The organism is Pontiella sulfatireligans (assembly GCF_900890705.1).
In the GTDB taxonomy this organism is placed as follows: Bacteria; Verrucomicrobiota; Kiritimatiellia; order Kiritimatiellales; family Pontiellaceae; genus Pontiella; species Pontiella sulfatireligans.
Window position 1 is genome coordinate 2,858,346 of sequence record NZ_CAAHFH010000001.1, and the last position, 24,294, is coordinate 2,882,639.

Sequence of the window (24,294 nt, forward strand, 5' to 3'; positions counted from 1 at the left end):
TTGAAAAAATGAAAAAGACAGCAGCCAGAATCGTTACCGACATCCTGATGTTTATCTTGATGTGTTTTCTCGCGGGCACAGGCTTGTTAATCCACTACAGATTGGTTCCCGGCAACCGCGGCGGACACGGTTTGGAAATGCTGGGTCTTACGCGCCATGAATGGGGCGCCTATCATCTTTGGGCCGCCTACCTGTTGCTGTTTTGTGTCCTTGTTCATCTAGTCCTCAACTATGCATTCATAAGGAATGTCATCGCCGCAGGAAAACCCTGGATCATGGCCGTTCTGGGGCTGATGGGTCTTCTCATCACCCTGCTCTTCCTTCTCATGCCCGTTGAGCGAACAGACGATGACACCAAAGGACGAGGAAGAAGGTTCCAGGAAAGACATCCCGGCAGCGTGGAAAGGATCGACGCCCGAAAGCCTGCGCCTTAGCTTAGTCGCTCGGCAGATCCGTTATTCTTCCGGCTTTTTCAGCTTTCGCCAAAGGGTGGCGGTGCTGATTCCCAGAATTTTTGCGGTTTGGGATTTGTTTCCATTCGCCCAGTCCAGTGCGCGCAGGATGTGTTCGTGTTCCACTTCGGCCAGCGAGCGTTGCGGGGAAAATAATGCTGGGCTGGTGTCGGCGGTCGGATGTAGAACGCCCGGCGGCAGATGTTCCAACTGGATGGCTCCTTTGTTGCAAAGTACGACCGCCCGCTCCATAGCGTTTTCCAGTTCCCTGACATTGCCGGGCCAGCGGTAGTCCTGCAGGTAGTTCAGGCATTTTGCATCCAGGTGCACGTTGGGTTTATCAAACCGGGCGGAGAACCGAGCGATAAAGTAACGGGCGAGCGGAAGAATGTCCTCCGTCCGGTTTCGCAGCGGGGGGATTTCGATTTCGATCACGCGCAGCCGGTAGTAGAGGTCTTCCCGAAAGGAACCTTCCCGGACGGATTGGGCGAGGTTGCTGTTGGTTGCGGCAAGGATGCGGACATCGACTTTGCGGGGGCGGTTTTCGCCGACCCGAATGATTTCCCGTTCCTGGAGCGCACGGAGAAGCTTGGTCTGTAGCGCGACCGGTATTTCGCCGATTTCATCGAGAAAAATGGTTCCGCCATCGGCCTCTTCAAACAGTCCGATCCGATCGCGCTGGGCTCCGGTGAAGGAGCCAGCCTTGTGGCCGAACAGCTCGCTGTTGAGCAGCGTCTCCGGCAATGCCGCGCAGCTTACTGCAACAAAAGCATTCTCTGCCCGGGTCGAGCAGCGGTGAATGTGCTGGGCTAGAATCTCTTTGCCGACGCCGCTCTCCCCGGTAATCACCACCGACGAGTCATAGCGGGCCACCCGCGTGGCCAGATCGATGACCTGTTCAAAGGCGGGGCTGTGCACCTCGAAAAACGCGGGCTTGCTTTTCTTTTCAAGCTGATCCGTTCGCCACCGCTGCCGGGCCAGCTTCATTTCGCTCTGTTTTAATTCTTCAGAAAGTTTCAGCACTTCCTTTCCAATTCCAACTTGCTGGAAGTAGGCGGTATGCTCACCCAGTTCCTGATCCCACGAATCAACGTCGCGACCGGTTGCGGTGCACAGTTTTTTACCGGTGGCGAGGCATTGGTCTTCAATGAACACCACTTCTTTCCCGAGGCAGAACGAGGCGTATCCGCTGGCATAGCCCGCGAGGCTCCAGCAGACCGGGGCTTCGGCAGCACCGAATGTGGCCAAGTGCTCGACGGCCTCGCAGGAGTCGCGCCATGAGACCTCCATGTGCAGATGTTCCTGCGCTTGATCCAGCTGAAACGAATTAATCGTCACCTTCGCAAGCCCCTGCAACGATTGCATGGCTGGCCCGGCCCGCAGCCACTCTTCCAGATTGTCCCACTCAAATATGCGTTTCATGGCGGCGGCATCTTCCTGGCCTTGAAAGTAGCCGAAGCGCGTCAATATTTTCCGGGCCGGCACCGGACCGACGTCTTCGAGCAGGTCTTTGCGCAAGTGGGCAAATGCCCGGATGTCGTGCAGGATCAGGCGCCTTCCCTGCAGGCTGATTAAGCCATCGGAAAAACGGATCAGCTCGTCTAGTTTGAGTTCTTCAGCTTTCATGCGAGGCATACTATAATGAAACGGTGCGTTTCACAATGAAATAGTATTTCATTTCGAAATTATATGGAATTTTTTGTAACCACCTGCAAACAGGTAGCATATGTTGGTCGCCACATGATGGCGCACTAATTGCATTAGAAATGGTGTCACAAGGTTTAACACATAGGAGGCAAGCCATGTACACGATACTCAGAGGAAAAAACACCGGACTCTACGGGCAGGAAATTGATTTTGCCCAGCGGTTGATTCAAACCCCCAGCACCAGTCTGAAAGAATCAGGAGTCGCAGACTGTATTGAGAGGGAGATGCAGGACATTGGATACGATCAGGTCCACCGGGACGACTTCGGCAATGTGATCGGCACCATGCTCGGGCACGAGGCCGCCCCAACCATCTTGCTGAACAGCCATATGGATACCGTTAACCCTTATACAGGCGGGGTGTGGCAGGCACCGCCGTATAATGGAAAGGTAGATGGCGACCAGTTGCACGGTGAGGGTGCGGCTGACTGCAAAGGCGGTCTTGCGGCCCAGGTTTATACCGGAGCGCTATTGCAGCGCAGCCTGCTTCCTTTACGAGGAAACCTGGTTGTGACTGCAACCGTGGCAGAGGAAAACGGAGCCAGTATCGGCATGCGAGGCTTGTTGGAACACACGCTGCCGGAACTCGGACTCATGCCGACCTATGCCATTCTGGGAGAGCCGACAAGCCTCGGCATCTACTACGGCCATGATGGCTGGATGGAGGTTGACATCTGCATTGACGGCTCCGCGACGGAAACACTTCGCGATGCGACCCGAACGATTACGGAAGATTACACGGAAACGTGCACGCTGCCATCTTGGACGGAGATTCGGGAAGTAGGTCCGATTCTGCATGCCGGCAGCGGGCGTTCATGCCAGACGCTGCATATGGCACATCGGGTCGTCGAGGGCAAACAAGCCACGGCCGTGCTGGAAGAAATTGATCACCATGTCCAATTGGCCGTGAGGCCACTGCCCGACATCCATGCCGCCGTAGCGGTGCATAAAGAGAAACAGCGCCTGCAGAATGGCCGAATGGTTACGGTGCGGCACACTTCCAATGCCTGGACAACGGATCCTTTCAACCGGCTGATCGAACGTGCACGGCAAGCGCTGGCCGCCGCCGACTGCGAGGTGCGTACGGGGAAATGGAAGCTCGGCCGTCTCGGCATGGGCACCGCCGGTGCGATGCTGGTGAATGAATTCGGCATCCCCACCATCGGCTATGGCCCCGGGAACGAGGATCAAGCGCACGCTTCGGATGAACATGTGGCCTGCTCCGATATCCAACAAGCGGTTTATGGCACGGCGTCGATCGTTCATGCGCTCATCGGCGTGCCGGTGTGTGGTTGGACCACGGATGAGATTTAATGGAGCGGGTTGATGAATGTACTCGTTTTTAACTGCGGAAGCTCATCGCTGAAGTACCGCCTGATTGCGTTTCCTTCCGAGGCCGAAATGGCCGCGGGGGAAGCGCAGCGGGTAGGTCCGGCAACGGCAGAGCCGGCCCGGATCTACCACCGCACCGCAGGGTGCGAGCAGCAGGTGCACTATGCCGACATGCCGAACCATGGCGCGGCATTCAAGGAAGTGATGCAGCTGCTGAAGGCGGCGGGGCTCGAACCGGATGCGCTGGGGCACCGGACGGTGCACGGCGGGGCTTTGTTTACGCAACCTGCCCGCATGGACCAAGAGGCGATTAAACGGCTCGAAGGGCTCAATGATCTGGCGCCGCTGCATAATCCGCCAACACTGAATTTAATGCACAGTTGCACTCAGCAATATCCAGAACTGCCGCAGGTCGCGGTTTTTGACACGGCATTCCATGCAACGATCCCTGACTATGCCTACACCTATGCAATTCCCGAAAAGCTCCGCAGCCGGCATGGCCTTCGCAAGTATGGATTCCACGGCACCAGCCATCAATTTGTGGTTGAGGAAGCCGCCCGCATGATGGAGCGTCCTCTGGCCGGGTTTTCTACGGTAAGCTGCCATCTCGGCAGTGGCGGAGCCAGTCTGTGTGCCGTGAAAAACGGCCGCAGCGTGGACAACACCATGGGATATTCGCCGTTGCAGGGATTAATCATGAGCACGCGTTGCGGCGACATTGATCCGGCGCTTACGCTGAGCCTGCTGACGTCTATGCACGGCAAGGAGGAGGCGGTTGAGCAAGTGTTGAACCGGCAGAGCGGCGTGCTCGGACTCAGCGGTGGATCAGGAGACATCCGCGATATACTGGCGGATGCGGAAACGGATGAATCCGCCCGCGACACGACTTCTGCCTATACTTGGCGCATACGCAAATATCTGGGCGCCTATTTAGCCGTGGTCGGCCAGGCTGACGCGGTGATCTTCACCGACACGGTGGGAGAACAGGTTGCAGCGGTCCGGGAGATGGTTTGCCGGGGGCTGGGTTGTTTCGGCTTGAAGATTGATCCCGAAAAAAACCGCGCTGTTTCTGCGCTTCCCTGCGATGTTGCAGCCACGGATAGCCGTGTACGTATTCTGGTGATTCAAACGAATGAAGAATTGGCCATTGCACGGCAGGTCTATCAAACCCTGCTGCAAAAACGGCCTGACACCAACGCTGGAAAGGAGTTCCACCATGAACCGCTTAGTACTTAATTTAGAACCGAATGCATTGGCCTATGGCTTTTTCCCGACAGGAAAACAGGCTCCTATGCAGCAAGGCTGCATCGAGGATATCCGCACGGACGTCACCATCAGTGATGCCCTGAAGCAAATCCTGTCGCAGATTGAAAGCGGCGATTGCCCTTTTCCCGTCGAGTCCGTGGCGCTGCATGTCGCGGCCAGCGGAGATCTTTTCCGATCGCATACCGTGGCAACGCCCAGCATCATTGAAAAGCTGAAGTCGTATGTGCCGTTTGCACCGATGCACATGCCCGTCGTGCTGGAACTCATTGAATGCTGCTCCTTGTGCTTGCCGGGACGTCCGGTGGCGTTGTTTTTTGAAACGGCGTTCTTTACCAAGCTCCCGGCCCGCGAATACCTCTACGCAATAAATCCGGATGCGTTGGCCGGTGCCGGAATTCGCCGCTATGGATATCATGGCCTGTTCCACGAGGCAGCCACAAGGGCGGCAAGGGCTTCGTTAGGGGAAAAGCTGAACCGCCCGGCGAAGATCGTGTCGGTCTGCCTTGAACCGCATCCGGAGGTTGCAGCCATCTGCGGAACCGAACCGGTCATGATCAGCGGAGGCGCAACTCCGCTGGAAGGACTTCCCGGCCAGACCTCTTGCGGTGAAATTGATTCCGGGGTGCTGCTGACCCTCTCCCGCAAAGAGCAGTGGGGTCCCGAACAGCTTAATCAGCTGCTCACGCAGCAAAGCGGAATGGTAGCGTTGGCCGGTCGTCCAGTGACAATAGAGGAGGTGCTTCTCTCGAAAGAAGCGGATTTGTTGCTGGCAAAACAGGTGTTGGAATATCGCATCCTCCTGCGCGCGGGCATGGCGCTGGCCGCAATGGATGGGTTTGATCAGATTGTATTTTCCGGACGCTATGCCGCTACAGGAAAAGTGCTCGGCCCATGGCTTCAGGAACGGCTTCCATCGACTGGAAAATCCAACCAGCCGGTTTGGAAATGTTATGAAAACTCGCTGATGCGGATTATGGCAGAACAGCTCGACTTCGTGTTGCAAATGAATCCGACCCCTGGCCGAGCAAAAGCGCGTGCCGCCCGCCCATGCCTCATCAAGGAACCAACCCAGTAAACATTTCCATAAAGCCGTGCGCGATCGAAGAACCATGGCGGGAATAAACGATCACAGTGCTCATCGCACCCGGGCCTGCCAGCAGAGAATGCACAGCGACACGATCGCAACGGATTTTGCTGCACTCATCCAGAAAGGATTTGCGTCTATTTGCGGGTGGAGCATTTCAATTGAAAAGGACTCAGCACAATGCTGAGTCCTTTGTCGTTCATGAAACGCTGTGCGGGCGATTATTCGGGATCGCCGTAGCCGTAGTTATCGACAACAAAGTCCAGGTCTTTGTCACCGCGTCCGGAGAGATTGAGCAGGATGGTGCCGAATTTCATCTCTTTGGCTTTTTCCATCGCAAAGGCAACGGCATGGGCACTTTCGAGCGCAGGGATAATACCTTCCTGTCGACAGAGCGTGAAGAAGGCGTCGAGACAGGCCTTGTCGTCGGCGGTGGTATATTGAATGCGGCCTTCGTCTTTGAGGAGGCAGTGCTCGGGGCCGGTGCCCGGATAGTCGAGGCCGCTGGCGATGGAGTAGACGGGCGAGGGCTCGCCTTTCTCGTCCTGCAGCAGATAGCACTTGAAGCCATGGATAATGCCGGGCATGCCGTAGGTTATGGTGGCGGCGTGGTCGCCAACGCCGGGGCCGCGACCGAGCGGTTCAACGCCCCAGATTTCGCAGGGATCGTTGAGGAAAGCAGAGAAGAGGCCAATGGCATTGCTGCCGCCGCCGACACAGGCGGTGACGACATCGGGTAGATGGCCGGTCATTTCCAGGAACTGCGCGCGGGCTTCGATACCAACGACGCTCTGGAAGTCGCGCACCAGCATCGGGAACGGATGCGGACCGACGACGGAACCGATGCAGTAGATGGAGTTGACCGGATCCTTGAGGTAGGATTCAAAGGCGGAGTCGACGGCTTCTTTGAGGGTTTTAAGACCGTGGGTGACGGGCACCACTTTGGCGCCAAGGAGTTTCATGCGGATAACGTTGGGGTGTTCTTTAACAATATCGACTTCGCCCATGTGGATTTCGCATTCGAGGCCGAAGTAGGCGGCGGCGGTAGCCAGCGCCACGCCGTGCTGTCCGGCCCCGGTTTCGGCGATGAGCTTTTTTTTGCCCATGTATTTGGCGAGCAGGCCTTCGCCCATGCAGTGGTTGAGTTTATGAGCACCGGTGTGGTTGAGGTCTTCGCGTTTCATGTAGATTTGGGCACCGCCGCACATTTCTGAAAGGCGTGCAGCGTGATACACGGGCGTGGGGCGACCCTGGTAGTGTTTGTAGATGGAGCGGAGCTCTTCGATGAAGCGGTGCGAGCGACTGATTTTAAGATAGGCATCATGGATTTCCGTCATCGGGCCGGTCAGCTGTGGCGGAATGAACGAGCCTCCGTAGTCACCAAAGTTTCCATCGGCATCCGGAGTGGTTTGGAGGTAGTTGCTGTAGTCTTTTTTCATCTGGGCGCATTCTTCCTTTAAGGTTTATTAAAAAAAACAGTAAAAGGATAGTTCGTAAAATCGCTCACGGCAAGTCTACGCAGCGAGTAATCTGCCATTCGGGCCAATCCGATGCTTTAACACTTACCTTTCGTTTCATAGGACTCTATTTCCGATAAATGGAAATCCTTCGTATTATTTAATGGAGGAACTCGGGAAGGCGTTTTCTAAAAAAACAAAACCCGAGTCGAATCCAGCACAACAAATTTCCCAGCATAGGAGGATGAAATGGCAACGAATGGCGGAAACACGGAGTAAGGCTGGCGCGAAACGACGGCAGCGAAGCGGCAACCAACGAATATTCCGAGCGATTGGATTAGTTGCTTTTCCTACATTCGTTGCTGATGACTTTCCGATGCGCGGGACTGAGGTATCCGAAACCGTCAGCCTCACCGGAAAAATTTACGTAGAACCTAAATGGAACCACGAATCAATCTGCAATTAGCCTGAATACATTTGTTTCACACAAAACAACAGAGCAAACAGAGCGCTTACTTCAAGGAACCAGCCCTGTAAACATCTCCGCGAAGCCGTGCGCGATGAACTCCACGCCAATGGCCGCGAGAACCAGACCCATGATTCGCGTTACGACGTTCATGCCGGTTCGCCCAAGGAACTTTGCAATGTAGGGAGCGGCAACCAGGCAAACCCAAACGCACAAAGCCACGGCTACGATTCCGCCGGCCAACAGAAGACGATGCGCGATCGAGGAACCATGATGGGAATAAACAATCACGGTGCTCATCGCACCGGGGCCTGCCAGCAGAGGGATGCACAGCGGCACGATCGCAATGGATTTTTTGTCCTCGGCGTCTTCGGCCTCTTCCACCGTCTGTTTGACCCTGCTGACTTTCGCGTGGACCATGGAAATGGCCATCAGGAGGATGATAATGCCGCCGCCGGCCTTGAACGAAGCGACGGAAATTCCAAAGAACGACAGGATCGACTCTCCGGCAAAGAGAACAAGAATCAGCACGCACGCAAATGTCAGACTCGTTCGCTGTGCCGTATTTTGCTTCTCCCGCTCGGTGTAGCCCGCTGTTAGCGTGATAAAAATCGGGATGGCCCCGATCGGGTTCGCAACCGAGACCACCGCTGCAAGGAACTTCAAATATTCTGTCCATTCGTTCATAAGCCTGCCCTCTGGAAGAATTGCGTTTTTCCAAAAAGAGTCTTACCGGAGAATACGCCCCGTTTCAACCGCAAGGCGTTCCAATGCCTAAAAATATTCGATTCGACTGAGCGCGGTTAGCACCCGCAGCTCGGGATAAAGTCGGCCTGCGCCTCGTTGACGAGGCCGCAGAACCGTCCTTGCCGGAACGACTGCTCCTTGGTTTGTTGTTGGCTGTCGATACGGCAATTTTTATTATCTTCGTTGGTCTGAATTTTATTTGCTGATTTTTTTTAGGGACACATCAGGATTCCGCCATCAAACCTTCTGTTCCACCGCTCCGTAGCATGGGATGCAGAGGGTCTTTCCAGCAAAGCGGCGCGTACGAGACTCCATGACCTGTTCCCCACAGGTTTCGCAGACCAACCCCTGCAGAATACACGCTGGCCGGGGCGGGGCGGAGGAAAGCTCTTGGCATTCAAACAGCTTTTCGAGCGGCAGCTCCATCAGTTGCTTCTGCCACGCATCCCGAAGTTCTTCCAGCCGCTGCTCCTCTGCTGTGGTCCGCTCTTTCATGCCCATCAGCTCCGCCATTTCGTCGTCATGGCCGTTTCGGATCTTCCAATTGAAAAGCAGGCGAAAACCTTCGCCGGTATCACGCCGGAAAAAGGAGAAGGCGGCTTTACCGTAGTCACGATGAATCAAGTTTCCCTTGCCAAACGTACAGCCGGTCAGAAACTGGATGGCATCCACCGCGCACATATCGGTCTCGGTGACACAAACCCGCTTTGCCACCTCAACCTCACCGAATCTATTGATCGCATATTCGGCGGCGCGGATGCCGATAGTGAGTCCGGGACAGACATGGCCGTGGAAAGCAATGACCCCCTCTAATGTTTCCGGGGAAATTTTATAGCTCATCGGTTTCTCCTTTTCCCTCGTTGCGAGGATCGCCGATCGGCAGAACCACCGGCAATTGGTTAATATAATGAATGGTCACCGGCAAACCATACACCTCTTCGATAATCGAAGGGCTGATCTGCTCTCTACCGCCGGCATAGCGAATGGCTCCATCCTTCAGGAAAACAATGCGATTGGCATAACGAAGCGCCATGTTGAGATCGTGCATCGTCATTACAGCCGCCAGATCATGCTCGGAGATGACCCGCCGGATGAAGCCCAGAATATGAACCTGTGCCTGCAAATCGAGTGCGCTGATCGGTTCATCAAAAAGAAGTAGGCGCGGTTCCTGGACCAGTGCCCGGGCAATGGCCACTTTCTGGAGTTCACCGCCGCTCAACTCATCGGTATGGCGGAGGGCGAGCGATTCAAGCCCCAGTTGCGTGAGCGCCGCGTGAACCTTGCCCATGTCGTGCGGACCGACCCGCCATTGGAGGTACGGCTTGCGTCCCAGCAGAACCGCATCGAATACAGTCAGTTGTGTCGTGTCGATCCGCTGCGGAACATAGCCGATGGTCCGGGCAATTTCACCGGGATGCATCTGCATCAGGTTTTGTTCTCCCATGTGTATGGTGCCGCTTTGCGGGCGGCGGATCCCGTTGATGCATTTGAGCAACGTGGATTTCCCCGCCCCATTCGGCCCAAGGACGGCCAACAGTTCGCCCGGCTTAACGCTGAAGTTTACGTGCTGCAGTACCGGGTGTTTCCCATAGGCAAAGCACAGGTTTTCAACTTGCAGCATCACCGTCGGCTCCTCCGAATAATCAGCCAGAAAAAAACAGGAGCTCCGAGGAAGGAGGTCAAAACCGAGACCGGCAGGATATGCGGAGCGAGCAACAACCGGGCAGCCGTATCAGAGGCCAGCAGCAGCAATCCTCCCATCAGGATCGATGCAGGCAAAAGAAAGCGGTGATCCGCCCCGACAATCCGGCGAGCCATGTGCGGAACCACCAGACCGACAAATCCAATAATTCCGATAAAGGAGATCAACACCGCCGTTAGCAAGGAAGCCGTCAACATACCGCACACCCGGACGTATCCGGTTCGCACGCCCAACCCCATGGCGGTTTCGTCGCCGGCTTCAATGGCATTGTAGTTCCAACTATTCGCCAGAAAAAAGAGCGAACCCGCCGCCACCGTACCGGACATGATGGCCAATTCGCCGCCATCAACGCGGGCGGTATCGCCAAACGTCCAAAATACCATGGAGGCCAGCTCTGCATCATCGGCAAAAAACTGCAGCACCATGGTTCCAGCCGTGAAAAGGGTTCCAAGCGCGACCCCCGCAAGCACCATCGTTTCCGGCGTGGCTCCACGATAGCGCGTAATGACGATAATCAGGACGGCGACGACCATGCTGCATACCAGCGCGGAAACCGACGTGGTTCCCGGACGGCTTCCCGGAAAAAGCACAATCGAGAGAGCTGCACCGAAGGCCGCCGCGTGGGAGATGCCCAGGGTAAAGGGCGACCCAAGCGGATTCCGCAGAACCGATTGCATGGCCGTGCCGGCCCCGGCCAATCCGGCTCCGGCCACCAAGGCGGCCAATGCCTGAGGCAGCCGAATGTTCCACACGATCATCTCCACCCGATCATCTTCACCCAGCCCCAACAAGCTGCGGCAAACCGCCAGCAATGAAAGGTCGGCAGCACCCAGAGCAAGTGACAGTACCAGCATGGCGACCAACAGGAGGGCTGCGCCGATGATGAAAACCACCTTCCTCCGGATATATAACCGGTACTCCTCCGGAATCTCTGTGTGCGATAAATGCATCGGTTGTTACCGGAGAGACATTGAGTTGAAGGCGTGGTTTCCAACACATTGGTTCATTCCGGAAAACACGGGCTCTCCGACGAGAAACGTGTAGATCGCGTCGGCCTTTTCTGCAGGGTCAATGTCTTCGAACCGATCCGGATAAAGCGTCTTGCCGATATAATACGCATTGGCCAACGCGGAACCATAATTGATGGTATAGCTGTTGTAGGGCAGCACCCCATATACCCGGCCAGATCGGACGGCGGTCAACACTTTGTAGACCGGATCATTCTTCAATTCATTGAGTGCCCGAGCTTCCGACTGCAACGATGAAAGATCCAGAAAAAGAAAATCGGGATCCCACTCGAGGATTTTCTCTTTGGCAATGTTCGAGACACGCAATCCCGTCGTTGCCGCAGTTTTGTCATTAGCCGGATTCCAGGCATTGATGAAGACAAAGGGAGGATAGGCTGGCTCGGTCGACTGGAATCCGTGCTGTCCCTTATATGCCACGCCGCCAATAAAAACCGAGGGGGCTTGCTCGGCAGAAATATGCCCGCAGCGCGTCGTCAAATCGGCGATTTGGTTTCCTAAAAAGGCTTTGACTGCGTCCGACTGTTCCTTTTTTCCAATGACACCAGCCATTATATCGAGCGAAGCAAAAAAACGGAAACGGGCATCTGTCAAATTCCCGTAATCAAGAACCACCACCGGGATACCTGTTTTTTTCTGCAGCTCCGCAGGATCATGTCCCATTCCGGCATAGGTCTTGAAAATTACCTGTGGCTGGGGTGTCAGCGACAAAATGAGCTCGGGATTGTCGTTCCCCCGGAACTCACCAAACAGCGGCAGTTTCTTGAACTGTGGGTTGGCAATGGCATAGGGACGGGCATCGAATGTGTTGCACGAGAGCTCGGCACTATCCACCGCCACCGCCATCTGTTGACTCCGAAGGTAGGTAAGCAGTCGCAGGCACCCTGGACCGGAACAGATGACACGCTCAACATGCTCCGGCACCTGAACCGTTCTTCCGGACGCATCAATGATAGGGCGAGCGGCAGCGGCAGTGCACAATAAAACGGTGCATATCATATATAAAAACAGGACCATCGGTTTCATTAAACGGGCTCCACAAACGCTTCGTGATGTTACGAAAAATAAATTCATAACACCAAAATCCTTAATCAAAAAAACGCGTTCCAATGCCTGAAAACATTCGATTTGGTTGAGCGCGGTCAGCACCCGCAAACCGGGGTAAAGTTGGCCTGCGCCTCGTTAACGAGGCGCAGGCCCGCTGGCTGTAGAATCGCCTTTGCCGAATTTATTTTTCCAACGGCTTGTGGCAGAACCACCAATCGTATCCTTCGTACTGCTCCAGACGCTTCCCCGCCTCTTCCATATTGTTGGCTGGCGAAATGATTATCCGGTCGCCGATCAGCTCGTTGTCGGGCCAGCCCGCCGCCACCGCACCTTGTACGTCGGCAATCTGCAGCGCTTTTACGGCTCGGACGATTTCGTCCATGTTCCGTCCGACTTCCTGCGGATAATACATGATCAGGCGAACCTTGCTTTCCTGATCCACAATGAACACGGCGCGCACGGTATTGGTGCCCTTGCCCGGATGCAGCATGCCCAGTTTGAGAGCAACCGCATCGTTGGCGGCCACGATCGGGAACTGGATATCGACCTTCAGCTCGTCTTTGATCCACTGCACCCACTTGATGTGCGAAAACACCTGGTCGATCGACATGCCGACCAACTTGCAGTCGAGTGCCTTAAATTGATCGAACCGTTTCTGAAACGCGACGAATTCCGTTGTGCAGACCGGCGTGAAATCCGCCGGATGGCTGAACAGAACAAACCAGGATCCCTTCAGATCGCCGGGAATATTCATCGGGCCATGCGTGGTTTGTACGTTGAGCTCCGGGAATACATCACCCAGCAGTGGCATGTTGATTTTTGTTTCTTCCATTGTACTGCTCCTTTATGACTTTCCACCCTTTGGAACGTTCCAGGGGTTGGAACAACTATTTCGCGATGGTGATGGCTTCGACGGGACAGGCGTCCGCCGCTTCCTGGCAACTCGCTTCCGCTTCCGGCGGAACCTCCGCGCCTTTAACCTTTGCCACGTTGTCGTCCATTTCAAAAACCGCGTCGCAGATCTGTTCGCAAACGCCGCATCCGATACATAGATCGGGATCAACTGTTGCTTTCATTTTCAGGCTCCTTTCATCATTGCGGCGATGTCGCTTTCGACTTCGCCGATGGGTTTAATATTAAATTTTTCCACCAACACTTTGGCAACATTTTCCGAGAGGAATGCCGGCAGGGTCGGGCCGAGGCGTATGCCCTTGACGCCAAGAAAGAGCAGGGCCAGCAAAACGATGACGGCTTTTTGTTCATACCATGCAATGTCGTAGGAAATCGGCAGATCGTTGATGTCCTCCAATTCGAATATGTCCTGCAGCTTCATGGCAATAACCGCCAGCGAATAGGAGTCGTTGCATTGGCCTGCATCAAGAACGCGCGGGATTCCGCCAATATCGCCCAGATTCAGTTTGTTGTAGCGGTATTTCGCGCATCCCGCCGTCAGAATAACCGTATCCTTCGGGAGGTTTTCGGCCACGTCTTTGTAATAGTCGCGCGTCTTGTGGCGCCCATCGCATCCGGCCATCACAATGAAACGCTTAATGGCACCGGATTTGACGGCATCCACGACTTTGTCGGCCAGTTGCATGATCTGGTGATGCGCAAACCCGCCGGTAATTGTGCCGGTCTCGATCTCTTTGGGAGACGCACAGGTTTTGGCCAACTCAATGATTGCTGAAAAGTCCTTCTTCCCGGATTCCGGACGGTCGGCAATATGCGCCACGCCGGGATAGCCCACGGTGTTTGTGGTAAAAATTCGGTCTTTATAGGCCTCTTTCACGGGGACAATGCAGTTGGTCGTCATTAGAATCGGTCCGTTGAAGGTGTCGAACTCGCTCCCTTGCTTCCACCAGGCGTTCCCGTAGTTGCCGAAAAAGTGTCCGAACTTTTTGAATGCGGGATAATAGTTTGCCGGCAGCATTTCTCCATGGGTGTAGACATCGACGCCCGTTCCCTGCGTTTGTTCGAGCAGCTCTTCCATATCCTTCAGGTCATGGCCGGAAATCAGGATTCCCGGATTTTTTCCGGCACCGATATTGACCTCGGTTATTTCCGGATTGCCGTAGGTTTTTGTGTTGGCCTCGTCGAGAAGCGCCATGGCTTTAACGCCCAGTTCGCCGGTCTTCATGACCAGAGCAATCAATTCATCAACGGAAAGGTCGCGGGTGGTAGAGGCAAGCGCTTCCATGGCGAAGGCGTAGAGCGCCTCGTCCTCGAATCCGAGTACGCACGCATGTTCGGCATAGGCGGCCAGCCCTTTGAGTCCATAGATAGTCAACTCGCGCAGGGAGCGCACGTCTTCGTTTTCGGTTGCGAGAACGCCGACGTCTTTTGCCTTTGCAAGAAAGGCGTTCATGTCGTTTGCCGTCCACGTTGCGGAATCGTGCAGCTCCTCGTTGCTTTCCACTTTCAAGCCATCCCTGATTTCCAGGGCTTCTTTGATAAGATCGGCGATCCGTTCGTTGTCGAAATTGGCATTGGTGATGGTTGCAAAAAGCGCCTCCATGAGGAAGCGCCCCGCTTTCCGGTCAACGCCTTCTGCCTTTTCGCCCCAGATTGAAATGCCTTTAAGCACGTGGATCAACAAATCTTGCAGATTTGCGGTCTCTTCTGTTTTTCCGCAAACCCCTCGTATCGTGCAGCCTTCGTTTTTTGCTGTTTCCTGACATTGATAACAAAACATACTCATTTATTGTTCCTTGTTGTAACTATACGGATTCACGCTGCATGGCAACCTGCGGGGTTTTTTCGCCGAATTTTTCAAGCAATTGTTTTGCAGCAAACGTTCTGGACTGCCCGGCTTCTTCAAGCGTTTTGATCAGCTGATAAGCGGCAAATAATTGGGACGGGGCAATCTCCGATGCAAAATGACCCGCCCCCTGGTTCCAGACAAACAGACTGAACAGTTCGTCGAGCTCCTCCACGGTCACGCCGTCGGCGTAGGCCTTGACGAGTTCTCGCGTGGCTTGCCGGCAACGATGCCCCCCGACCGCATTGGCCAGCGAGAACAGGTACTTGGTTTTCTGGTCGATCGCCGGGTTTTCCTTGTTCCAAATCACTTTCAAAAATTTCCGATAATCTTGGCCAGCTCACCATCCGTCTTCTTGAAACTCATTAAAGCCGTAGGTTTGAGTGGCAGCGTTGTTTTTTGTTCGCTCATGTGTGTCCTTCCGGAGTTGTCTATTCAGTGAGCATGCTGATTTGTGGGCTGATCATCAATTGCATGCCTGAACGGCCCGGTTTTACGCAGTAGCCGAGCTCCTGCTGCAGGATGTCGATCACGTTGTCTCCCGTGCAATGGCACGGAATGAGGTAGTCAGGGTTCCATTGCTTCAGGGCATCGAGGGTTGCCGCTATACGGGGTTCCTTTGCGGCCTTAAGATGCAGGCCGCCTATGACGGCATAGATTGAAGTCTCTCCTGTCACGGTCTTGATCTGTTCGACGGTATTGATGAGTCCGGCATGGCAGCAGCCGGTCAGAATCACAAGCCCTCTTGGGGTTTTGATCCAGAGGGCTAGGTCATCTTCGATGTGATCCGGCACACGCCCTTCGGCATCCATGAAAAACGGCCCTCCGGTATCTTCCAATGGATGCGTGCGCGGAATCGCGCCGGAACTGCCCAGCCAAGGCCACAATTCATGCGGCTCTTCTGTTACGGTTTTTTGATCGGACGGATGTGCCTGAAGCACACTCGCCGCCTCCGATGGCATGGAGATGTCTTTAGGTCCTTTGCCGGGATGGATACTGTAGCGTTGCTGGGTGGCTTTCGGGTGCATCAACACTTTAACGTGTGGATGCTGATTCAACAGTTCTGCCACATATCCTGTGTGGTCATAGTGGCCGTGGCTCAGCACTAGATAATTGGCTGCTGAGAGATCGATGCCCATTCGTTCGGCATTATGAGTCAACGCATCGCTGCCGCCGGCATCGAAAAGAAGCTTTTGATTGCCCGATTCAATCCAGACTGCAAAGCCGTGTTCCGAAAGGAAACCGGGTTTGGCCCGATTATCCATTAGGATGCTAATTTTGACTGCGGGGCTAGTGGTCACAAATATTGTCTCCGGTTGCCAACGTTTTGTTGAGGTAGGCCGTAACAACTTCATTCGGAGTCAATTCTCCGGACGCCCCGATGACCACCTTGATATTCTGTTCTTCAAACAGGGATTGAGCCTGCTGCCCCATTCCCCCTGCAATAATCATCTCCGCCCCTTGCTGGGCCAGCCAGTGCGGGAGAACCCCCGGTTCGTGAGGCGGCGGATCAAGGAGCGTGGTTGTTTGTATGGAGGCCGTTTCAGGGTCGGCATCAATCATTGTGAATACTTCACAATGACCAAAATGCATGCAGAGTTTATTATTGGCTGTAGGTATGGCTATTTTCATTTATCCTTCCTTCTTTCGTTTGTTGTCCTGCTGTTGCCTCTCTTTCCGAGAGAGCGAGGATGGGGGCGATGATGTCCTTAAATTTCCCGGCGGTTTCAGTTTGTTCATAATGTTGCACGAACGGAGTTCCCGCATCGCAAGCGATGCCGATGGCAGGGTCAATTGGCAACGAACCGAGGAACGGGACGTTGAAATCCACGGCAATTTTCCTGCCGCCGCCCGATGGGAAGATTTCCACCACCTCGCCGCACTTGGGGCAGGAGAAACCGCTCATGTTTTCCACAATGCCTAGAATCGGCAGTTTCAACTCCCGGCAAAAGGTCAGCGCTTTGCGGACATCTATTGCGGCCACCCGTTGCGGGGTGGTTACGATGATGGCCCCATCGGGGTTTTCGATAAGCTGGCAAATCGAGAGGGGTTCATCGCCTGTTCCGGGCGGGTTATCGATAATCAGATAATCAAGTTCGCCCCACTCCACATCGCCTAGAAGTTGCTTTATGACACCCATCTTCATGGGGCCGCGCCAAATGAGGGCCTCGTCCTCGTTTTGGATCAGAAAGCCAATCGACATGGCTTTCAAATTGCCGATGGAGATCGGTTCAAACGTTTTTCCGTTCGAGCTCAACGAGACCCCATCAAGTCCGAGCATGATGGGAATGCTGGGTCCATGAATATCGACATCCAACAAGCCAACGCTCCTGCCCGACTGTGCCAGTGATACGGCCAGGTTTACAGCAACCGTGCTTTTCCCGACGCCGCCTTTACCGGAAAGCACTATGACCTTGTGCCTGATCCGGCTCATCCGGCGGTTGATTTTCGCCTTATCCTCCTGCTGTTTCTTGGAGTTCGGTTTAGCTGCAATGCCTTCGGACATTCATTTGCTCCCGTTTTTATTTTACGGCTTGCGCGGCCAGCCACTTTTCATAGCCGACGACTTGGATGGTTTTGCTGTTGGCCAGCGCTTTTTCGCCCTTGGGATTTCCGGAGTTGTGAAACGCTTCCGTCTTGGGGCATGGAAATCCGGCGCATTCGGCGCAGGACTTGACGCCTTTCATTGCGGCGCAGGAGCGGATTTCGCACTCCTTGCAGTGTGCCGCCAGGGTTTCTTCCGGCCCCTTGCATCCGGTGCATTCCCCGTTGGTGAATTTGGGGCAGGCACCGCAATAGAGACCGCAGTAAGCACCTTGGTCGGCTTGGGTTTCGGCGGTTTTTTCCTCCTTGCATCCCACGAGCGCCAATGCGCCGCCGGCTAGCAGGGTGGAGCCAACGAATTGCTTGCGGTTCATCTTCTGTGTCTTCATGGTTTCTCCTTGGGTTGAATTTCGGGGGTTAGGTTTTTCTTGGAAGAATCGTTGGAAGCTTCGCCAAACACCCTGGCGTCCCCTTCCTGCATATGCATAAACCGTGCTTCGCCGTGGGCCATGGTGCGGCCGCCAAGCAAAAGACTCGCCTTCAGGCAGTAGAGCGGCGGATGGCATTTGACAAGCCACGCCTGCACATCCACCTGTTCCCCGCAGGGAATGGAATGTTTGTAGCGAACGTTCAAGTCGGCGGTCACCGCTTTCACACCTTTCTTGAAAAGGCAGTGCGTCATCGCCGAATCCAGCAGGGAGGCAATCACACCGCCGTGAAGAATTCCGTCGTAGCCTTGGAGTCCTTCATGTCCATGGAAAACCGCCCGTACGCCTCCATCGTCATGGGGCGTAAACTTCAGCCCGAACGATCCGGAATTCAGGTCGCCGCAGAGCAGGCAGTGTCGATGTCCGTTCTCAGGCATGGTTTTTATCCTTACCGAAGAGTGTTTGCATGCGTTGGCCGAACGGAACCTTTGCAGGTGCCTCAGCGTAGGCTTCGACGGCCTTCTTGATGGTATTGGCGACAAGCAGCGCACAATGCTGATGGTCGTTGCGGATCGGCGGGGCTTCGGCCAATATTTCCTCTTGCGAAAGCGCGGCGGCTTCTTCCAGCCGCAGGCCTTCCACCATGTGGACGGCGGTGCTGCAGCAAATCACCGAATCTTCGCAGCCATCGGAAGTAAAAGATGCTTTTTGAATTCTGCCCTCGGCGATTTTCAACCAGATTTGAAGCGTATCCCCGCACGGCCCGGTTACCTGGTCATAAGCCGAGGCACGCAACATCGAACCGTAGTTCAGGGGTCGCCCTTCGGCGGCGGCTAGCAAATCAAAGTTCATCTCTTCTCCCTCGTTCATCCTTCCTGACATAAACCCGCCATCACAGCATGCTAAGCCCAATGGCCTTGGACATTCGGTTTGGATATGGAAACCAGTTCGCCGTGTTTATATTTTTCGATTGCATCGGCAACGGTGCAAGCCGCACAGGTGCATATGTCGATCTTGGCGGCTCGCAACGTTTCGAAGGCCTTGGGACCGCAGTTTCCCGTGATCACACAATCGACCTTTTCATCGCATAAATGCAGCGCCGACTGAATCCCGGCACCTTGTGCGGCGTTCAAGTTCTGTTCGTTTTTCTCCACATGGAATGTGTCGAAGTCCGAATTATAGACAATAAACTTTGGTGCGCGGCCAAAACGGCTATCGACCGGTGCATCCAGATTGATTCCTGCTGTTGATATTGCAATTTTCATGACGATCTCCTGTTGGTTATTGTTTCTATGGCTGTGCTCTCTGAGTTGGCACCGGCCGCGCCGGCACCTCGGCATGGAATAGCGAGCCAACTCCAACCCGTCGTGCACCCATGTGTCCAGACCGTTCTAATTCAACCATCAATACGGTTCCGGCAACATCGAACACGGGGGCGATCCATCCATGCCATTCTGTAAATAATGCTTTCATTATCTAACATTAGACGCATCAAAGGTGCCAACGACGAACAGGTCCCCAGCAGACAACATAAGTCATTGTAGACATGCTATTTGAGACTTAACGAAGAGGAATGACTCACAGGAAGAAGACTGCAACAATGCAACCTTGTCGGATATATGGGGTAGCATTATTGCATCCTAAGAGAGCTGGTCTATTTCCGCGTGGACAGACGGGATGCCCAAGGACTTCATGTTATGGAAAAGCTTGGTTTTGTGGATACCGAGGCCGACGCCCTAAAATCGCCACATGTGCATCGAATTAAAATTCTTTTCTGCCTCCTCAAAAAGCACTCTCCAGCAGGCATATAAATACGCCTTTACGCACCCTCCTTTACCCTTGAAAACCTTGCTAATTGGAGTATATCCCCAATTAGGGGGTTGAGAGAAATGGAGGTGCGAGATGAAAACGAAGTCCGGAGGCCTCGCGTGCAACCATCCCAGCTCAAAGCATATGCATAAAATGCATGCCCAGAAAGCATTCACTGCCTAACGCCCCAGCAAACAAATTTAAACACACCCACAATCCTTTTGTTTACAACAGGTTACAGACACCTCCAAAGGCGTGGCACACCCTATGCATTTAGGGAAAGCGGATACAACACAGGAGGTGCGTCATGAAAACGATAGTGGCAATTATCACACTCAATGCCGCAACGGCTATTGCCGCGACAGCCGGTACATCCGATTATGCATACTGCCCGCACAACGAACACTACTACAAGGCCGTGCATGTGCCGGAAGGCATCAGCTGGTCCCAGGCCAAAGCCGAGGCAGAGAAAGATGGCGGCTACCTGGCAACCATCACGTCGGAAAACGAAAACAAGTTTGTCTTCCGTCTCGTCAACTCGGATCGCTTTTGGACTCCGATCGGGGGATTCGACAACTTTGGTCCCTGGCTCGGCGGCTATCAGGGAAAAGGCGCGAGAGAGCCGGACAGCGGCTGGCGCTGGGTTACGGGAGAGGATTTCTTCTTCGCAAGCTGGGCCCCGATGGAACCTTCCGGACGCTGGAAAGGCAAAGATGAAAACTGTCTCCAGTTCTACTGCAAGGGCGGTGCGCGATTTGGCAAATGGAACGACACCATCGAGATTCCGGACGACATCCCCGTGCGCGGCTACATCATCGAGAAGGGCGAAACCCAAACCGAGCCCCGAGAAACGCTGGTGACGGAACCGTTGCTCGAGGTGCATGAATTCACCGGAGCGAATGGAAAAAGCTGCCGCGGACGGGTGATTACCTACAACGCAAACAACGACACCGTTACGATTGAAAAGGAAAACAAGCACACATGCAAAGTCGACTTGGCCCATCTGTCGGCGAACGACCAGGCCTATGTCCGCGAGTGGCACCTGATTAAGGAATTCTGCACCCCAAACCGCATCCGCATCTCCGCCAAGGAAAAGAAATGCGCCGAAGACCGCGAGATGGCGGTCCACGACAACCAAGGCAACAACTTTGCACAACAGACCATGGAAAGCATCGGCTACGAAGTCTTCCTCGAAAACCGCATCGGCGCCGACCTTCCAGATGTGGAGCTCGAATACTGCATCTACTATGAACAGGATCGGCCAAGCTACGCCAACAAGATGTCGGTTGGCCAAGGGGTGAAATGCGGAACGCTGGATATCGGCACGCTTGCCGAAAGAGCAAAGACGCAGATCGACACCGAGCCCGTCATCCTGCTCAAGCGCCAGCAGGAATATGGCCCGAACAATGAGCTCCGGGGAGAAGTCCACGGGGTCTGGATCAGGCTCTACCTTCCGCTGGCCAACGGCAGCCGGGCCATGCGCGAATACGCATCCCCCAAAAATATCAGCCGCAACAAACAATGGGCCACCACCGATGTCTCGGTCCTTAAACCAAACTTCCTGCGCCAGAGCATGGGAAGAAACAGATAGGCCACGAAAAAACTGCCCCGACTAAACATGGAGGAAAAATAATGAAAATGAAAAAAACAAAATGCATCACTCTCGCAGCCCTGCTTGCAGCGATGGTTGGACTCACCTGCAAGGCAGACGAGTCCGAACCTAAACTCCAGCTCCACGGGAAAACCCTGATGGTTTATCCCGTCCTGATGGAAAAAGAGGGAACCCCGAATAGCGACAGCTCGTGGAAATTCGGCGTTGTGGTCGGAAAAAACACGGCCGCGCTGATCGAGGAATACGGCATGCATCCTGATATTTCGACCGAAGGCCCCGACTCGATTGCAGATGAAGACAGCCTTGCCGCCATGGAAAACAAGTTCCGGACGTTCCTTGCAGCGAAAAAGGTGGAGTCGGACTACAGTCTTTTTGCCCGCTTCCGTCTCGGTCGATCAAAACACGGTCCGAGAATCATCAGGAGCTGTGCCATGCTGGCCGATTCCAGCGGACAGATTGTATGGTCCGAGGAACAAACCGAATTCCCGGAAGAGTATTCCCCGATGCATGGAATGATGGGACTGATCAATGCAGTACATTCCGCATCCGACCTGAAGGAGCCCGACTGGGAAAACCGGAAATCAGGTCCCTTTGCCAGAAGAATGCAGCAAGAGTCAGGCCTGCCGTCTGTCGAGGAATACGAAGCCATGGATGCCCGGTTTGAAGCCGCGCAGGAATCGTTCAAGGAAGCCACGCTGACCATCTACCCCTTCCGTATCTGGAAACAGGCAGCCGGTTCAGCGACAGGAGCCGAGGTTCTGGCAAAAAAACTGAACGACGCGGGCATCTTTAAATCCGCCCTCGCTGCCGAAACCGATACCCGCCTGATTGCAAAGCGGGATCCGGACAGTCCGGGACAGCCGTCCATTATCGCGGCTTCCGCCCGCGACTTCAGCAAATACCTGAAAGAGCATCCTCCCGCCACGGACTATGCCCTGCTCGCGGACGTCACCGTTCCGGTGCACCATGTTCATCTGGTGCTTTGCGATAAGTCAGGCGTATGGCTCCACTTCAACATCGCCAACAGCCATCATGACGACTATCGGAAACTTAAACCGAAAACGGTTGAAGACTGCGCCGAACTCGCCTTCGGACGATTGACAGCCAGAATAAATGAACAGAAGGAGCAGGAAGGACTGGACGAAGCCATTGCGGCATACAAACCGGATCCGCGTCATTTCGGCAAATACATAGACAAGAACGGCTACGTTGAATTGAAACCGAACGGCTCATTCCTCCTCAATGCAAAAGGCCATGAAATGCAAGGCACCTACGCCGTAGTGGAAGGAAACACACTCGTTCTCACATTTCCCGGAAGAAGGAGTCGTCCCATCGGGAAGCTTGAAGAAGGCAAACTGATTCACAACGACGGCGATGTGTCGATCAAACAATAATTGGAGGTGTATGATGCAAACTTGATCGCCGAATCCTTTGGAAGCCATCGGCTCACATGCTAGTTTTTGAAAAGGAAATGCAACGATGGACAACATACTCTACATCATAAACCCGGCAGGCCATGGCGGAGCGGGCATGAAGGCTTGGGGCGCTTTTAATGCGGTCTGGGCGGATCCCATTGATCCGGCGCACGTCGTCATCACCGAAAGGCCTGGCCACGCCCGCGAAATCGCGGCTGCGGGCGAGGACTATAAAATCATCGCGGCCGTGGGCGGCGACGGCACCGTCGGCGAAGTCATCTCCGGCATCATGGACCGTCCAGGGCCGAAACCCAAACTGGCCGTCATTCCGTGCGGCACGGGCAACGACATTGCCCGGCACGCAGGCATCCACTCCCCCGCCGATGCCGCGGCCGCATTGCGCAGCGGGCAACACCGCTCCTTTGATCTCGTGCGGGTCGATGGAACGCTGGACGGGAGCAATGCACACCGGCATGCTTTCCTGTTCGCAAATGCAGGCTTCTCCTCAACACTCCGAATAAAGCCTTGGATGAAGCGGGTGTTGGGGGCAACCGGTGCATACTACTTGGCCACGCTGCTGGAGGTGCTCACCTTTCGGGCGCCCCGCATGACCGTGCGCGTTGATGGCGAAGAATATGCCGGACCCACCTTCTTGGTGGTCGCCGGAAATGCCGAGTGGGTGGCCGGCGGCAGCATGCGCCTCTCCCCGGGAGCCGTCACCGACGACGGCGAATTGAATGTGACCATCATTCCTGCACTATCCACCTTCAAGATCATCACGCAGCTGGGGCGCATTGCGAAGGGCACGCACATCAACGAACCCGGCGTCTCCTATTTCACCGGACGCAAAATCGAGGTGCACAGCGAACCGCCGTCCATACTGGATTTGGACGGAGAAGGGTTCGGAACAACCCCGGCGATCTTTACCGTCTGCCCGCTGGCTCTGGAGCTTGTCTGCGCCGCATCCCCAACATGATTCCCCTCTCCAAATCAAGACTTGCCAAACCATCCAGAAACGTTATATCTGCCGGCAAGGATTCGCCCTTATAATCGGAGGCGGCTGGAATGAAATTCGCAAACGAAACTAAAGCCTGCATCGCATCCATTCTGGCCATTAGCCTGTTCACCATGCTGTGCACCTCCTGCACTACCGCTCCGAAAGGGGTGCGCGAAATGGTGTGGATTCCCGGAAGCCAAATTACAGAAGAGGAGCTGCAGCGCCGCGGCGTGCATTATGAAAAAAGCGAATTCGACAACGAAGCGGGATACTTTGTAGAGACACGCACGTTGAACAAATTCTGCGACTACACTCTCGAAGCGTCAGAAAATGTCATTTCCTTCGCGACCAAAGGGATCGTGGTGGTTGGCGTTCTTGTCCTCATGTTTCCAGAACTGTGGATGCCGTCTTCCGTCAACGTCAGTCGGGGCACACCGGACTAAAGGC

The 24,294-nt window shown here is 54.6% G+C and carries 26 protein-coding genes; 8 read left to right on the top strand and 18 right to left on the bottom strand.

The annotated features are described in order from the left end of the window. The first annotated feature begins 8 nt into the window (after positions 1-8). Positions 9-434: a DUF4405 domain-containing protein gene (locus tag SCARR_RS09720; protein ID WP_136061392.1), complete on the top strand. Its 426-nt coding sequence runs from the start codon at positions 9-11 to the stop codon at positions 432-434. Positions 435-455: 21 nt separating this feature from the next. Here the strand turns inward: SCARR_RS09720 and SCARR_RS09725 are convergent, their stop codons facing one another. Beyond that, entirely contained in the window at positions 456-2,078 is a 1,623-nt protein-coding gene (locus tag SCARR_RS09725; protein WP_168433185.1) for a sigma-54-dependent Fis family transcriptional regulator, read from the bottom strand. A 176-nt stretch (positions 2,079-2,254) separates the two neighbouring features. On the opposite strand from SCARR_RS09725, the gene SCARR_RS09730 reads away from it, so the two are divergent. The 3 genes from SCARR_RS09730 to SCARR_RS09740 are packed head-to-tail and all read left to right on the top strand — an operon-like array spanning position 2,255 to position 5,831. Continuing rightward, positions 2,255-3,472 carry a M20 family metallopeptidase gene (locus tag SCARR_RS09730; RefSeq protein ID WP_168433186.1) on the top strand — a complete coding sequence of 406 codons (1,218 nt, stop codon included), beginning with the start codon at positions 2,255-2,257 and terminating at the stop codon, positions 3,470-3,472. 12 nt (positions 3,473-3,484) lie between these two features. Next, positions 3,485-4,726 (top strand): acetate/propionate family kinase, encoded by a 1,242-nt coding sequence (locus SCARR_RS09735; protein WP_136061395.1) that lies wholly within the window; start codon positions 3,485-3,487, stop codon positions 4,724-4,726. Further along, a complete protein-coding gene (locus SCARR_RS09740) occupies positions 4,707-5,831 on the top strand; it encodes an acetate/propionate family kinase (RefSeq protein ID WP_168433188.1) in 1,125 nt (374 codons plus the stop codon). The genes SCARR_RS09735 and SCARR_RS09740 overlap by 20 nt, the downstream gene beginning before the upstream one ends. A 230-nt stretch (positions 5,832-6,061) precedes the next feature. Here the strand turns inward: SCARR_RS09740 and trpB are convergent, their stop codons facing one another. From trpB to SCARR_RS09825, 17 genes are all read right to left on the bottom strand, one after another. Further along, on the bottom strand, positions 6,062-7,279 hold the full coding sequence (gene trpB / locus SCARR_RS09745; RefSeq protein WP_136061397.1) for a tryptophan synthase subunit beta: 1,218 nt from the start codon (positions 7,277-7,279) through the stop codon (positions 6,062-6,064). A 535-nt stretch (positions 7,280-7,814) separates the two neighbouring features. Beyond that, positions 7,815-8,450 carry a YchE family NAAT transporter gene (locus SCARR_RS09750; RefSeq protein ID WP_136061398.1) on the bottom strand — a complete coding sequence of 212 codons (636 nt, stop codon included), beginning with the start codon at positions 8,448-8,450 and terminating at the stop codon, positions 7,815-7,817. 297 nt (positions 8,451-8,747) lie between these two features. Continuing rightward, positions 8,748-9,350: an FmdE family protein gene (locus SCARR_RS09755; RefSeq protein ID WP_136061399.1), complete on the bottom strand. Its 603-nt coding sequence runs from the start codon at positions 9,348-9,350 to the stop codon at positions 8,748-8,750. Continuing rightward, positions 9,340-10,131 carry an ABC transporter ATP-binding protein gene (locus SCARR_RS09760; protein ID WP_222846246.1) on the bottom strand — a complete coding sequence of 264 codons (792 nt, stop codon included), beginning with the start codon at positions 10,129-10,131 and terminating at the stop codon, positions 9,340-9,342. Before SCARR_RS09760 ends, SCARR_RS09755 begins: the two co-directional genes overlap by 11 nt. After that, positions 10,131-11,162 carry a FecCD family ABC transporter permease gene (locus SCARR_RS09765; RefSeq protein WP_136061401.1) on the bottom strand — a complete coding sequence of 344 codons (1,032 nt, stop codon included), beginning with the start codon at positions 11,160-11,162 and terminating at the stop codon, positions 10,131-10,133. The genes SCARR_RS09760 and SCARR_RS09765 overlap by 1 nt, the downstream gene beginning before the upstream one ends. A gap of 6 nt (positions 11,163-11,168) precedes the next feature. Beyond that, complete coding sequence (locus SCARR_RS09770) at positions 11,169-12,263, bottom strand: iron ABC transporter substrate-binding protein (RefSeq protein WP_136061402.1); 1,095 nt, start codon at positions 12,261-12,263, stop codon at positions 11,169-11,171. 202 nt (positions 12,264-12,465) lie between these two features. Further along, the gene (locus tag SCARR_RS09775; protein ID WP_136061403.1) at positions 12,466-13,116 is read right to left on the bottom strand and encodes a peroxiredoxin; all 651 of its coding nucleotides are present in this window, start codon (positions 13,114-13,116) and stop codon (positions 12,466-12,468) included. 55 nt (positions 13,117-13,171) lie between these two features. Next, positions 13,172-13,360, bottom strand: a complete 189-nt coding sequence (locus SCARR_RS09780; RefSeq protein ID WP_136061404.1) for a ferredoxin — start codon at positions 13,358-13,360, stop codon at positions 13,172-13,174. 2 nt (positions 13,361-13,362) lie between these two features. After that, complete coding sequence (gene hcp, locus SCARR_RS09785; protein ID WP_136062149.1) at positions 13,363-14,976, bottom strand: hydroxylamine reductase; 1,614 nt, start codon at positions 14,974-14,976, stop codon at positions 13,363-13,365. 25 nt (positions 14,977-15,001) lie between these two features. Continuing rightward, positions 15,002-15,358, bottom strand: coding sequence for a hypothetical protein (locus SCARR_RS09790; RefSeq protein WP_136061405.1), 357 nt, complete (start codon positions 15,356-15,358; stop codon positions 15,002-15,004). A gap of 115 nt (positions 15,359-15,473) precedes the next feature. Then, the gene (locus SCARR_RS09795) at positions 15,474-16,343 is read right to left on the bottom strand and encodes an MBL fold metallo-hydrolase (protein ID WP_168433190.1); all 870 of its coding nucleotides are present in this window, start codon (positions 16,341-16,343) and stop codon (positions 15,474-15,476) included. Continuing rightward, the gene (locus tag SCARR_RS09800; RefSeq protein ID WP_136061407.1) at positions 16,333-16,674 is read right to left on the bottom strand and encodes a NifB/NifX family molybdenum-iron cluster-binding protein; all 342 of its coding nucleotides are present in this window, start codon (positions 16,672-16,674) and stop codon (positions 16,333-16,335) included. Before SCARR_RS09800 ends, SCARR_RS09795 begins: the two co-directional genes overlap by 11 nt. Continuing rightward, entirely contained in the window at positions 16,646-17,548 is a 903-nt protein-coding gene (locus tag SCARR_RS09805) for an Mrp/NBP35 family ATP-binding protein (protein ID WP_136061408.1), read from the bottom strand. Before SCARR_RS09805 ends, SCARR_RS09800 begins: the two co-directional genes overlap by 29 nt. Before the next feature lie 16 nt (positions 17,549-17,564). After that, positions 17,565-17,975, bottom strand: a complete 411-nt coding sequence (locus tag SCARR_RS09810; protein ID WP_168433191.1) for a DUF3795 domain-containing protein — start codon at positions 17,973-17,975, stop codon at positions 17,565-17,567. Further along, positions 17,972-18,451 (bottom strand): PaaI family thioesterase, encoded by a 480-nt coding sequence (locus tag SCARR_RS09815; protein WP_136061410.1) that lies wholly within the window; start codon positions 18,449-18,451, stop codon positions 17,972-17,974. The genes SCARR_RS09810 and SCARR_RS09815 overlap by 4 nt, the downstream gene beginning before the upstream one ends. Beyond that, positions 18,444-18,866, bottom strand: a complete 423-nt coding sequence (locus SCARR_RS09820) for an iron-sulfur cluster assembly scaffold protein (RefSeq protein ID WP_168433193.1) — start codon at positions 18,864-18,866, stop codon at positions 18,444-18,446. The genes SCARR_RS09815 and SCARR_RS09820 overlap by 8 nt, the downstream gene beginning before the upstream one ends. Positions 18,867-18,916: 50 nt before the next feature. After that, the gene (locus SCARR_RS09825) at positions 18,917-19,279 is read right to left on the bottom strand and encodes a NifB/NifX family molybdenum-iron cluster-binding protein (protein ID WP_136061412.1); all 363 of its coding nucleotides are present in this window, start codon (positions 19,277-19,279) and stop codon (positions 18,917-18,919) included. Positions 19,280-20,130: 851 nt separating this feature from the next. Between SCARR_RS09825 and SCARR_RS09830 the strand changes: the two genes are divergently transcribed. The 4 genes from SCARR_RS09830 (at position 20,131) to SCARR_RS09845 (ending at position 24,290) form a co-directional block, all read left to right on the top strand. Next, positions 20,131-21,414 (top strand): lectin-like protein, encoded by a 1,284-nt coding sequence (locus SCARR_RS09830; RefSeq protein ID WP_136061413.1) that lies wholly within the window; start codon positions 20,131-20,133, stop codon positions 21,412-21,414. Between the two features lie 41 nt (positions 21,415-21,455). Then, complete coding sequence (locus tag SCARR_RS09835; protein ID WP_136061414.1) at positions 21,456-22,829, top strand: hypothetical protein; 1,374 nt, start codon at positions 21,456-21,458, stop codon at positions 22,827-22,829. An 85-nt stretch (positions 22,830-22,914) separates the two neighbouring features. After that, positions 22,915-23,826: a diacylglycerol/lipid kinase family protein gene (locus SCARR_RS09840; RefSeq protein WP_136061415.1), complete on the top strand. Its 912-nt coding sequence runs from the start codon at positions 22,915-22,917 to the stop codon at positions 23,824-23,826. An 89-nt stretch (positions 23,827-23,915) separates the two neighbouring features. After that, positions 23,916-24,290, top strand: a complete 375-nt coding sequence (locus SCARR_RS09845) for a hypothetical protein (RefSeq protein ID WP_136061416.1) — start codon at positions 23,916-23,918, stop codon at positions 24,288-24,290. The last annotated feature ends 4 nt before the right edge of the window (positions 24,291-24,294 follow it).

Excerpts from the sequence above, each read along its gene's own strand:
- SCARR_RS09825 (WP_136061412.1), bottom strand. The coding sequence starts at position 19,279 with ATGAAAATTGCAATATCAACAGCAGGAATCAATCTGGATGCACCGGTC.
- SCARR_RS09720 (WP_136061392.1), top strand. The coding sequence starts at position 9 with ATGAAAAAGACAGCAGCCAGAATCGTTACCGACATCCTGATGTTTATC.
- SCARR_RS09765 (WP_136061401.1), bottom strand. The coding sequence starts at position 11,162 with ATGCATTTATCGCACACAGAGATTCCGGAGGAGTACCGGTTATATATC.
- SCARR_RS09775 (WP_136061403.1), bottom strand. The coding sequence starts at position 13,116 with ATGGAAGAAACAAAAATCAACATGCCACTGCTGGGTGATGTATTCCCG.
- SCARR_RS09780 (WP_136061404.1), bottom strand. The coding sequence starts at position 13,360 with ATGAAAGCAACAGTTGATCCCGATCTATGTATCGGATGCGGCGTTTGC.
- SCARR_RS09800 (WP_136061407.1), bottom strand. The coding sequence starts at position 16,674 with ATGAAAATAGCCATACCTACAGCCAATAATAAACTCTGCATGCATTTT.
- hcp (WP_136062149.1), bottom strand. The coding sequence starts at position 14,976 with ATGTTTTGTTATCAATGTCAGGAAACAGCAAAAAACGAAGGCTGCACG.
- SCARR_RS09830 (WP_136061413.1), top strand. The coding sequence starts at position 20,131 with ATGAAAACGATAGTGGCAATTATCACACTCAATGCCGCAACGGCTATT.
- SCARR_RS09735 (WP_136061395.1), top strand. The coding sequence starts at position 3,485 with ATGAATGTACTCGTTTTTAACTGCGGAAGCTCATCGCTGAAGTACCGC.
- SCARR_RS09840 (WP_136061415.1), top strand. The coding sequence starts at position 22,915 with ATGGACAACATACTCTACATCATAAACCCGGCAGGCCATGGCGGAGCG.
- SCARR_RS09730 (WP_168433186.1), top strand. The coding sequence starts at position 2,255 with ATGTACACGATACTCAGAGGAAAAAACACCGGACTCTACGGGCAGGAA.
- SCARR_RS09760 (WP_222846246.1), bottom strand. The coding sequence starts at position 10,131 with ATGCTGCAAGTTGAAAACCTGTGCTTTGCCTATGGGAAACACCCGGTA.
- SCARR_RS09845 (WP_136061416.1), top strand. The coding sequence starts at position 23,916 with ATGAAATTCGCAAACGAAACTAAAGCCTGCATCGCATCCATTCTGGCC.
- SCARR_RS09815 (WP_136061410.1), bottom strand. The coding sequence starts at position 18,451 with ATGCCTGAGAACGGACATCGACACTGCCTGCTCTGCGGCGACCTGAAT.
- SCARR_RS09725 (WP_168433185.1), bottom strand. The coding sequence starts at position 2,078 with ATGAAAGCTGAAGAACTCAAACTAGACGAGCTGATCCGTTTTTCCGAT.
- SCARR_RS09805 (WP_136061408.1), bottom strand. The coding sequence starts at position 17,548 with ATGTCCGAAGGCATTGCAGCTAAACCGAACTCCAAGAAACAGCAGGAG.
- SCARR_RS09755 (WP_136061399.1), bottom strand. The coding sequence starts at position 9,350 with ATGAGCTATAAAATTTCCCCGGAAACATTAGAGGGGGTCATTGCTTTC.
- SCARR_RS09740 (WP_168433188.1), top strand. The coding sequence starts at position 4,707 with ATGAACCGCTTAGTACTTAATTTAGAACCGAATGCATTGGCCTATGGC.
- SCARR_RS09750 (WP_136061398.1), bottom strand. The coding sequence starts at position 8,450 with ATGAACGAATGGACAGAATATTTGAAGTTCCTTGCAGCGGTGGTCTCG.
- SCARR_RS09835 (WP_136061414.1), top strand. The coding sequence starts at position 21,456 with ATGAAAATGAAAAAAACAAAATGCATCACTCTCGCAGCCCTGCTTGCA.
- SCARR_RS09820 (WP_168433193.1), bottom strand. The coding sequence starts at position 18,866 with ATGAACTTTGATTTGCTAGCCGCCGCCGAAGGGCGACCCCTGAACTAC.
- SCARR_RS09770 (WP_136061402.1), bottom strand. The coding sequence starts at position 12,263 with ATGAAACCGATGGTCCTGTTTTTATATATGATATGCACCGTTTTATTG.
- trpB (WP_136061397.1), bottom strand. The coding sequence starts at position 7,279 with ATGAAAAAAGACTACAGCAACTACCTCCAAACCACTCCGGATGCCGAT.
- SCARR_RS09810 (WP_168433191.1), bottom strand. The coding sequence starts at position 17,975 with ATGAAGACACAGAAGATGAACCGCAAGCAATTCGTTGGCTCCACCCTG.